General features: G+C 70.6%; 9 protein-coding genes and 1 tRNA gene. 7 read left to right on the top strand and 3 right to left on the bottom strand.

Annotation, left to right across the window (positions count from 1 at the left end; genetic code table 11):
- Nucleotides 1–1504 (bottom strand): metallophosphoesterase (locus B9S58_RS08030; protein WP_103531421.1); only part of this gene is annotated, 1504 nt, incomplete at its 3' end.
- A 123-nt stretch (nucleotides 1505–1627) separates the two neighbouring features.
- Here B9S58_RS08030 and B9S58_RS08025 point away from each other — a divergent pair.
- The 6 genes from B9S58_RS08025 (at nucleotide 1628) to B9S58_RS08005 (ending at nucleotide 6448) form a co-directional block, all read left to right on the top strand.
- Nucleotides 1628–1978, top strand: a complete 351-nt coding sequence (locus B9S58_RS08025; RefSeq protein ID WP_032790371.1) for a metallopeptidase family protein — start codon at nucleotides 1628–1630, stop codon at nucleotides 1976–1978.
- Nucleotides 1975–2439 carry a CrcB family protein gene (locus tag B9S58_RS08020; RefSeq protein WP_103531420.1) on the top strand — a complete coding sequence of 155 codons (465 nt, stop codon included), beginning with the start codon at nucleotides 1975–1977 and terminating at the stop codon, nucleotides 2437–2439. Before B9S58_RS08025 ends, B9S58_RS08020 begins: the two co-directional genes overlap by 4 nt.
- Complete coding sequence (locus B9S58_RS08015; protein ID WP_103531419.1) at nucleotides 2436–2810, top strand: CrcB family protein; 375 nt, start codon at nucleotides 2436–2438, stop codon at nucleotides 2808–2810. The genes B9S58_RS08020 and B9S58_RS08015 overlap by 4 nt, the downstream gene beginning before the upstream one ends.
- A 199-nt stretch (nucleotides 2811–3009) precedes the next feature.
- Entirely contained in the window at nucleotides 3010–3582 is a 573-nt protein-coding gene (locus tag B9S58_RS37450) for a hypothetical protein (RefSeq protein ID WP_146063476.1), read from the top strand.
- A gap of 239 nt (nucleotides 3583–3821) precedes the next feature.
- Entirely contained in the window at nucleotides 3822–6158 is a 2337-nt protein-coding gene (locus B9S58_RS08010; protein WP_103531418.1) for a DEAD/DEAH box helicase, read from the top strand.
- A gap of 216 nt (nucleotides 6159–6374) precedes the next feature.
- Nucleotides 6375–6448, top strand: a tRNA-Lys gene (locus tag B9S58_RS08005).
- A gap of 157 nt (nucleotides 6449–6605) precedes the next feature.
- Here B9S58_RS08005 and B9S58_RS08000 read toward each other — a convergent pair.
- Nucleotides 6606–7928 (bottom strand): hypothetical protein, encoded by a 1323-nt coding sequence (locus B9S58_RS08000; protein ID WP_146063475.1) that lies wholly within the window; start codon nucleotides 7926–7928, stop codon nucleotides 6606–6608.
- A 306-nt stretch (nucleotides 7929–8234) separates the two neighbouring features.
- Complete coding sequence (locus tag B9S58_RS07995; RefSeq protein WP_258044223.1) at nucleotides 8235–9680, bottom strand: ISL3 family transposase; 1446 nt, start codon at nucleotides 9678–9680, stop codon at nucleotides 8235–8237.
- Between B9S58_RS07995 and B9S58_RS38820 the strand changes: the two genes are divergently transcribed.
- Nucleotides 9609–9829: hypothetical protein (locus B9S58_RS38820; RefSeq protein WP_258044224.1), on the top strand; the 221-nt coding region annotated here is incomplete at its 3' end. The two genes, B9S58_RS07995 and B9S58_RS38820, sit on opposite strands and share 72 nt — an antisense overlap.

Genomic DNA, 9829 nt, shown 5'->3' with positions numbered 1-9829 from the left:
CGGCGGTCGTCAGTCCGAGACCGCCCAGCGTGATCTCGTCCCAGGCCTGGAGCCGACGGGTGGAGCGGTCCATGTAGAGCACCGAGGCGTGCACCTTCTCCGGCTTCTCGTTCTGCACGGCGCGCAGCCCGCCGCCGCCCGTGGAGCCCTCGACCTTCAGCCGTGTGCCGAGCTTCAGCTGTTCGTTGATCCGGCGGTGGAGGTGGCCCGACAGCACCAGCGGGACCGTGCCGTCGGTCTCCCGGGCGGTGTTCGGGTCGTGGGCGACGGCGATGTCGACCGGGGTGCCCGCGCGCTCCTGGTCGCGCAGGGCGGAGGCCAGGCGTGCGCCCTCCAGCCGGGCGGCCTCCTTGCCGCCGACCGGGGCGGTCCGGTCCGGGGTGAAGGAGGCGTCGCCGGTGCCCGCGATCCGCAGCCCGCCGACGTTCGCCGCCTTGCCGTCGTCGAGGACATGGACGTTCTTGAACTTCTTCAGATAGGCCTGGGTGACCGGCGAGTCGTGGTTGCCGCGCACCCACACGTAGGGCGCGCCGAGGTCGCGGATCGGGTCGAGGAAGCCGTTCTCGGCGGCGGAACCGTGGTCCATCGTGTCGCCGGAGTCGACGATGACGTCGATCTCGTACTGCTCCACGAGCGAGGCGATGATGTGCCAGGCCGCCGGATTGAGGTGGATGTCGGAGACGTGCAGGACCCGGATGGTGCCGGGGTCGGGCCGGTAGACGGGAAGCGTGGAGGTCGCGTCGTACAGCTTGGTGACGTTGGTGACCAGGCGGGCCAGTTCCTGCTGGTAGATGTCGAACTCGGTGACGATGGAGCGGGCGTCGCCGACCAGGGACGGGGCGCTGGAGAGCAGCCCGGAGAACTTCGGTTCCAGGACGGACTTCGGGTTCCAGGTGGCGTACGCGCTGACGCCGGACGCGGCCAGCAGGGTGAGGGCGAGCCCGCCGGCGGCCAGGGCGGGGCGGGGACGGCGGTAGACGACGAGGCCGAGCGCGGTCGCGCCGGAGACGACGGCGACAAAGGAGCGAACGGCCAGCTCCCGGGTGCCGGCGGCGACGTCCCGGGTGACCTCGTCCTGGAGGCTGGAGAACCGTTCCGGCCGGTCGACCAGGGCCTGGGAGCGCTCGGGGTCGAGCCGGTCCACGTCCACATCCAGCCGGAGCGGCGCGAGGTGCGAGTCCAGCTCCAGGGCCCCGAGCGGGGACACGTTGATCTTGCTGCCGCCGGTGAGGGAGGGGCGCAGCGTCATGGTGGTGTCCATGGGGCCGACCGGCGTACGGATGCTGCCCACGGCGAGCAGTCCCAGCCAGGCCCCCAGCACGACGACGGCGAGCATCCCGAGGGCGCGGAGGTACGGGTGGCGGGCGGGGCCCGTCAGACCGCCGGGAGTCGCCGTGCCGGTGCGGGAGCCGACCGGGGTGCGCCCCCGGGGCTTCGGGCGGGCGAGCTGGATGAGGCGGTGCCGGACGCGGGCGGCTGCGGCACGGAACGGGACGCGGACCATTGGGCCCGTATGCCCCGGTACGGCCTCCGCCATGCCGGACGCGGGCCGGGCGTCCGCCGGAGGAAAGGGGCCGGCCAGGTCGCGGCCTGCCCGTGCGGGGTCGTCGTACGTGACAATGGCCTGGTGCTGGAGATGACGCGCGAACAGTTCGAGGAGCTGGTGAGCCAGGCTCTGGACCGCATTCCGCCGGAGCTGACGCGGCTGATGGACAACGTGGCGGTGTTCGTCGAGGACGAACCGGAGCCCGGCGATCCCGACCTGCTCGGGCTCTACGAGGGCACCCCGCTCACCGACCGCGGAGAGTGGTACGCCGGGGTGCTGCCGGACCGGATCACCATCTACCGGGGGCCGACGCTGCGGATGTGCGAGTCGCAGGAGGATGTCGTCGCGGAGACCGAGATCACCGTGGTCCACGAGATCGCCCACCACTTCGGCATCGACGACGAGCGGCTCCACGCCCTGGGCTACGGGTGAGCGAGCAGGCGCCGGAGGAACTGCCGGAGCCCGGTCCGCCCGCCGTCCCGCAGGGCCGGGTGCTGGCTGCGGTCGCGGCCGGCGGCGCGCTCGGCGCGCTCGCACGCTACGGCGCCCTGGTGCTGTGGCCCGGCGCGGGCGGCTTCCCGTGGACCGTGCTCGTCGTCAACGTGAGCGGCTGCGCCCTGATCGGCGTGCTGATGGTGCTCACCGTCGAACGGGGCCGGGTGACCCACCCGCTGGTGCGGCCCTTCCTCGGCGTCGGCGTGCTCGGCGGCTTCACGACCTTCTCGACGTACGCGGCCGGCGTGTCGGACCTGCTGGTGCGTCAGGAGGCCGTGGTGGCGATGGCGTACGCGGTGGCGACGGCGACGGCCGCGCTCGGGGCGGTGTGGGCGGCGGCCGTGGCGACGCGGACCTGGCTGGACCGGGGCGCCCGGACCGGGGGGCGGACCGTGTGAACTGGCTGCTGGTGGCGATCGGCGGGGCGGTGGGCGCGCCCCTGCGCTACCTGACGGACCGTGCGGTGCAGGCGCACCAGGGTCCGGGCGTCCCGTACGTCTTCCCGTGGGGCACCTTCACGGCGAACACGGCGGGCAGCCTGCTGCTCGGGCTGCTGACCGGCGCCGCGGTGTCCTCCCCGGCGCACGCCATGCTGGCGACGGGCCTGTGCGGGGCGCTGACGACGTACTCGACGTTCTCGTACGAGACGCTTCGCCTGGCCGAGACGGGCCGGGGCTTCCTGGCCGCGGCCAACGTACTGGCGTCGCTGTCGGCGGGCCTGGGCGCGGTGTTCCTGGGGGCGGAACTCACGGGCGGCTTCGGGGGATAGGGCGGGGTGGCCGGGGCCGCTTCCGGGGTTGTCGCGCGGGCGTGTGGCGTTTCGGGCGTGTCTCCGGCGTGGTCGGGGGAGTTGGGCACAGTGCGACGCCGTACCGCTCGATCCTGCCTTCCCGCTCCGCCCCGGCGCCGTGCTCTCCGCTCCAGTTCCCCGCATCCGCTCCCTCGCTCCCGCCCCGGAGGTGCCACTCGTGCGCCAGTTGTCCGCCCCTGTCCGCTGGGCAGCCGTCACCGCGCTGACGATCGCCGCGTCCACCGGCTGTATGAGCGTCGGCGAGAACGGCGCCGGGGGGCCGGGGCCCTCACGGTCCGCCGGGCCGAAGGGCTCCGCCGCAGATCCGGCCGGGGGCACGGTTCCCGGCTCAGGGCAGGCCGGGGGGCGCGTCGGGGACGCCCACCCCCACTCGGACCGGGTCGCGCCCGGGGACAGCCCGAGCCCGGACGCGTCCAGTGCTGTGCCGTCGGTCACCCCCGAGGGTCCGCATCCCGAACCGGGCGCTCCGGTGCCCACCCGGGGCGGCCCCCCGCCCTCGCCGACGCCCTCGACTCCGGGGCCGGGGGAGCCGCCGCCCACCACTCCGGAGCCGCCGGCCCCGCCGACGCCCGCCCCGGACCCGGAGCCCGAGCCGGAACCCACCGATCCGCCGGAGCCGCCCCCCTCGGCCTCGCCCGCCGCGCAGCTGCGGGCCCATGCGATGAGTGGACCGGGGGCCGCCGGGCCGCTGCGGACTCCGGAGGCATCGCCGCAGGTGGGGCCGGTGTAGCCGGGGGTTCGTCACGGCTGGTTTGCGCAATGCCCGGGAGAGTGTGTATGGTAGTAGATCGTTTGATCCTATTGCCCGGCGCCGACACAGAAGAGCGCCGTGTGGCGCGTACTCTCCCTTGCCGTGGCTGGACCGCATTGAGGCGGTCGAAATTGCGAATCACGGAGTTATGGGCGCGTGCCGAGACTCCGGAAGGTTTCGCATTTCGCATGTCAATTTCCAGTTCTGACCACACCGTCATGCCCGAGAACGTCGACAACGCCGAGCTCATCGAGCTCGTCGAGGCCGCTGTGACCGAGGCCCCCGCCGGCGCCACCGCCCCGGCCGCCGAGAAGACCGTCGTCGAGAAGCCCGTCGTCGCCGAGAAGTCGGTCGCCGACTTCATCACCGACGTACAGGCCGACGTTCCCGCCGAGAAGGCCGAAGAGAAGGCCGTCGTCGAGAAGGCCGAGAAGGCCGTGGCCTCCGCCGAGGAGATCGCGGACGCCGCCGACGCCGAGCCGACCGTCACCTTCGGCGACCTGGGTCTGCCCGAGGGCATCGTCCGCAAGCTCGCGCAGAACGGTGTGACCGCCCCCTTCCCGATCCAGGCCGCGACCATCCCGGACGCCCTGGCCGGCAAGGACATCCTCGGCCGCGGCCGTACGGGCTCCGGCAAGACGCTCTCCTTCGGCCTGCCGCTGCTGGCCTCGCTCTCCGGTGGCACCACCGAGAAGAAGAAGCCGCGCGGCATCATCCTCACCCCGACCCGTGAGCTCGCGATGCAAGTCGCGGACGCGCTGCAGCCGTACGGCGACGTGCTCGGCCTCAAGATGAAGGTCGTCTGCGGCGGTACGTCGATGGGCAACCAGATCTACGCGCTGGAGCGCGGTGTCGACGTCCTCGTCGCCACCCCGGGCCGGCTGCGCGACATCATCAACCGCGGCGCCTGCTCGCTGGCGAGCGTCCAGGTCGCCGTCCTCGACGAGGCCGACCAGATGTCCGACCTGGGCTTCCTGCCCGAGGTCACCGAGCTGCTCGACCAGATCCCCGGCGGCGGTCAGCGGATGCTCTTCTCCGCCACCATGGAGAACGAGATCGGCACGCTGGTCAAGCGCTACCTCACCAACCCGGTGACGCACGAGGTCGACAGCGCCCAGGGCAACGTCACGACCATGTCGCACCACGTCCTCGTCGTGAAGCCGAAGGACAAGGCGCCGGTCACGGCCGCCATCGCCGCCCGCAAGGGCCGCACGATCATCTTCGTCCGCACCCAGCTGGGCGCGGACCGCATCGCCGAGCAGCTCATCGAGTCCGGCGTGAAGGCCGACGCGCTGCACGGCGGCATGACCCAGGGCGCCCGTACACGGGTTCTGGAGGACTTCAAGAAGGGTTACGTCAACGCGCTCGTCGCGACCGACGTCGCCGCCCGCGGTATCCACGTCGACGGCATCGACCTGGTCCTGAACGTGGACCCGGCCGGTGACCACAAGGACTACCTGCACCGCTCGGGCCGTACCGCCCGTGCCGGCAAGTCCGGTGTCGTCGTCTCGCTGGCGCTCCCGCACCAGCGCCGCCAGATCTTCCGCCTGATGGAGGACGCGGGCGTCGACGCCTCGCGCCACATCGTCCAGGGCGCGGGCGTCTTCGAGCCGGAGGTCGCCGAGATCACCGGCGCCCGTTCGCTCACCGAGGTCCAGGCCGACTCCGCGAACAACGCCGCCAAGCAGGCCGAGCGCGAGGCCGCCGACCTGACGAAGCAGCTGGAGCGCATCCAGCGCCGCGCCGTCGAGCTGCGCGAGGAGGCCGACCGCCTGGTCGCCCGCGCCGCCCGCGAGCGGGGAGACGACCCGGAGGCCGCGGTGGCCGAGGTGGCCGCCGAGGCCGAGGCCGCCCTCGTGGCAGCCGTCTCCGTACCGGAGCAGCAGGCCGCCCGCGACGAGCGGGGCAACTACGAGCGCCGCGACAACCGCGGTGGCGACCGTGGCGGCTACCGCGGCGGCAACGACCGTCGTGACGATCGTTCCTCCGGTGGCGGCGGCTTCCGTTCCGGTGGCAGCAGTGACCGTCGCGATGACCGTGGTGGCCGTTCGTTCGAGCGTCGGGACAACGACCGTCCGGCGTTCAACCGTGACCGTCGTGACGAGCGCCCGTCGGGTGGTTTCCGTTCCGGTGGCAGCAGTGACCGTCGGGACGACCGTGGTGGCCGTTCGTTCGAGCGTCGGGACAACGACCGTCCGGCGTTCAACCGTGACCGTCGTGACGAGCGCCCGTCGGGTGGTTTCCGTTCCGGTGGCAGCAGTGACCGTCGGGACGACCGTGGTGGCCGTTCGTTCGAGCGTCGGGACAACGACCGTCCGGCGTTCAACCGTGACCGTCGTGACGAGCGCCCCTCCGGCGGCTTCCGCTCCGGCGGCAGCGACCGCCCGTTCAACCGTGACCGTCGCGACGACCGCCCCGCGGGCGGCTTCCGCTCCGGTGGTGGCACCGACCGCCCGACCGGCCGTCGTGACGACCACCGCGGCGCCAACACCGGCACCAACACCGGTTCCTTCGGCCGCCGCGACGACAAGCCGCGCTGGAAGCGCAACGGCTGACCCCAGCCCGGCCGGCACCCGGCCGAGCAGGTCCGCCTGACAGACCGGCAGGGCCCGTACGCCACCGAACCGACTCGGTGACGTACGGGCCCTGTTGCTGTTCCCGGCCCCGGGAGCCCGCCTCGGCCCGCCTTCCGGGACCCGCGACGGGCCCGACACCGATACCGGATCGGCTGCCGGGATCGGGCGGGCTATGCTCGGGGGGTGATCCGTCGAGGGCCGTTAGCTCAATTGGTCAGAGCAGCGGACTTTTAATCCGTTGGTTGTGGGTTCGAGTCCCACACGGCCTACCGACAGCAGAGCGAGGAAACCTTCTCTGACCTGCGGTGGAGCGCCCCGATCGGTTTCGGCCGGTTGGGGCGCTCCGGTGTCCGGGGGTTCGCGCGTGAGCGATGCGTGAGCGGATCGTCACCGGCCCTACTGCGGAGGGGCTGCCCTACCGCTGAGTTACACGGGGAGAGGCGGGCCGATGCTCATCCATCCCTCGCGTATGCCGTCGAGCCCTTGAAGGATTGCCGACGGGTCGTTGGTCGGCCCGCCCAGACTCTGGATGAGGATGTCGCGGCACAGGTGCTGGAGCACGCCGGTCGTCATGTGGTGGACGTACGAGGGGTCGCCGTCTGCGGAGAACATCCCCAACGGCATGCCGCCGAGGGATTCGGGGCCATGGAGCTGACCGGTGTGGACGGTTTCGGAGCGGAGGGCATACATCAGGATGTCTTTCGCAGCCTTTGTTGCTTCGGATTCCGTGAGAGTGTCCGGAGCCGCCGCGTTGAGCAGATGGTCTGCTGCGGTCTTCTCCGCTTGAGACGGCGTGCGTGTTCCGGTGACTGCTTCGATCACTGCGGCGAACCGAGCGCCGGCATCGGAAGTCGCCTCTTCGGTGAAGTACCCGAAGGCGTGGCCGTACGCGTTGAGTGCGTTTGAGCAGCGTCGCGATGCCACGCTCTTGTCCCACGCAGCGGGCAGCCAGTGGGGAAGAGCCAGTTCGATTGCATCGGGCGCTGGAAACTGCTCCCGGAGGGACCAGGCGGTCATTCTGTCCAGCCACTGGGCGGTGAAAGCGTCCGTATGGCCGTCCGCCTCCATGAGGCAGGGCTGAGTCCCGCGCTGCCAGGTCCGGGCGGTGACCAGAGTGAGGAGCCACTGGAGGCGAAGCAGGTCACGCGCCGCGGCTTGGAGAGCCCCAGCTCGGAAATAGCCGGGAGCCGTGCCAGTGACGAGAAGAGGCCAGTAGCCCACCCCCAGCATGACCGACGAGTCGTCCGGGTGCGAATGAGGCTGAGTCACCCAGGTCGGTAGGGAGACGAGCGACATAGGGCCGATCCGTACGGGGGTGGCCAGTCGGTCGGGCCACGCTCGGAGGGGCCCGATCCAGCGGGCAAGCTGGGCCGCCTTCGGGATGAGGATCGCGGCCCAGTCACGCTCGGGTGCCCGATCGGCTTGGAACGACTCCAGCGCAGACATAAGGACGGTGCGCCACCGCGCCTTCTCTTCCCGGATCTTTTCTCGTGGCCCGGTGAGCGCGTAGGTGATGGCCGTCGACCTCACGGAACCGACGCGCAACCATAGTGTGGTGCTCAGTTCGGGGTCGCTGGACGTGAAGTAGCTGAGGTTTCGGGCGTGAGACGCAGATCCCTGCCCGGCGAAACGAGGAATGGTTTGGCGCACATGGTTGAAGTACCAGTTCGCCTGATCCGCAGTGCCCGCCACATCGGGCGGAACGATCTGTTCCCAAGAAGAGTCGTCCGGGGGTTCGCCCTGATTCACGTCTACTCCCCACGTGTAGCGAACGGGTGAGCAGGCCGGAGCGCCTGCACGTGCTCAGGCTGGCACGTGCGCCAGTTCTTGTGCTTGCTAATTACGGAAGATCGGGCACGCCAGACCCCGTAAACGACGCCCTCGCCTAGTCCTGCGTCTCTGGTCCTACATACCGAAGTCCGATGGTGTGCCGTACTTCTAAGGGCGCGGTTGGTTAGCGCGAGGCACCAGCTGAGCGGCTGCCTCGGCCACCGGGGACTGTAAAACGACGACGTTCGGCTCTGTCCCGTAGTCGGTGGTGACGGTGGGTTCCTGTCAGGCGAGCAGGATGCGGTGGCGGAGGAGGTCGAATCCTGCGCGTCCGTGCATCTGTCTCATGATCCGTTTGGTGCGGGTGTTGACGCCTTCGGTGCGGCCGTTGTGGTAGGGCAGGGTGAGGCCGGCGTTGACGGCGAGCCGGTCAATTTCGAGGCCGTTGGTGAAGCTGTGCAGGTGGGGCAGTGCTGCGGCGCGGGCAGTCGTGATCCACTCGGTGAGCTTCAGGTCGTTTCCCTCGGTCGGCTTCAGCAGGGTGGCGAAGACGTTTATGAGATCGGCGAGTTGCGTCATCTCCGGGCAGGCTGCGGTGATCTTCTCCAGCAGGGCCGTTTCCTTCGGGCGCAGGTTTTCGGGGTCGGTAAGGAGGAGGCGGCCGGCGTGACGCGGCGTGGTGACGGGTCGGTCGCCTTCGGCGCGGCCTTGGCTGAGGTAGCGGACCAACAGATTGGCGCTGCCGGTGTAGCCCAGGTCTCGGATCTCGCGCAGCAGGTGGGTGACGGGGACGGCAGGGTCGGCCCGGCGTCGTTCGCGAAGGTGGTCGCGGTAGGGGTCGACGAGGGTCGGCCGGTAGGCGGGGGTGAGGCGCAGGGCCTGGGGTTCGGGCATGCGGGCGTAGCGTTTGACGGTGTTCAGGGCCAGGCTGAGGCGGCGGGCGCATTCGAGCAGGCCAACGCCCTGGCCGAGGAGATCGTGGATCTTGGTCCAGCGCTCGCGGGTGGTCTGCTCGCGTATGCCGCCGGGGCGGGACGGATTGATGGTGGCCCAGCAGCCGGCATGTGCGCGGATTTCGAGCTGGACTTTGTCGCAGAAGTTTCGCCAGAGGTGCCAGCGGTCGCTGACCTGTACCGCGTCGGGCAGAGCACGGCGGACGGCCTCAGCGTAGGTGGCCGATCCGTCCCGGCATACGACCTCGGCACCAGGATGTTCGCGCAGCCACGTCTCCAGGGTGTCCGCGGTGCGGTCGGACAGCACGTCGATCCGCTCGCCAGTCTCGGCGTTGGTCACGATGGTGGCATAGCGGTGACGTCGCTTGAGCGCGAAGTCATCCACTCCGATCACCCGCGGGACCTCCCGCCGGGGCAGCGGCAGGCGACGCAGATTGCGCAGCGCGGTACTGCGGGAAACGGGCACGGCCAGCAGGCCGGCCAGGCGGGTCGCCGCCCGACCGCATAACTCCCGTGCCACCTGCGATATCTGGCCCGCCAGCCGAACCGTGCGGCGCTGATGGCGCTCCAGCAGTCCGGGAATCTGCTCGCGGAAGGTCTGTCGCCGGCAGCCCAGGATCGGGCAGGCCAGCCGCCGTACGCGCAGGTGAACGACGACCTGGCGGCCGTCGACCGGTACGTCCGCCACCGTCCGGCGGTGATATCCATGGGCCTTCGCCGTCGGCGATCCGCACACCGGACACGGCACCGCCACATCCCGAGTGCGGGCCGTGACCACTATCGCGTCACCGCCATCCGCCACATCCTCGACGACCAGCGCCGAAAGCCCGGAAAACACCGTCCCGACAAGGGAGTTGACATCCATCACAAGATCATGATCATGGACGGCTACTCGACGTCACCACCGACTACGGGACAGAGCCGCTC

It is taken from the genome of Streptomyces sp. SM11 (assembly GCF_002910905.1).
GTDB lineage: Bacteria > Actinomycetota > Actinomycetes > Streptomycetales > Streptomycetaceae > Streptomyces.
The sequence above is the reverse complement of the archived record's forward strand: the minus strand, read 5'-3'. Positions and strand labels throughout refer to the sequence as shown.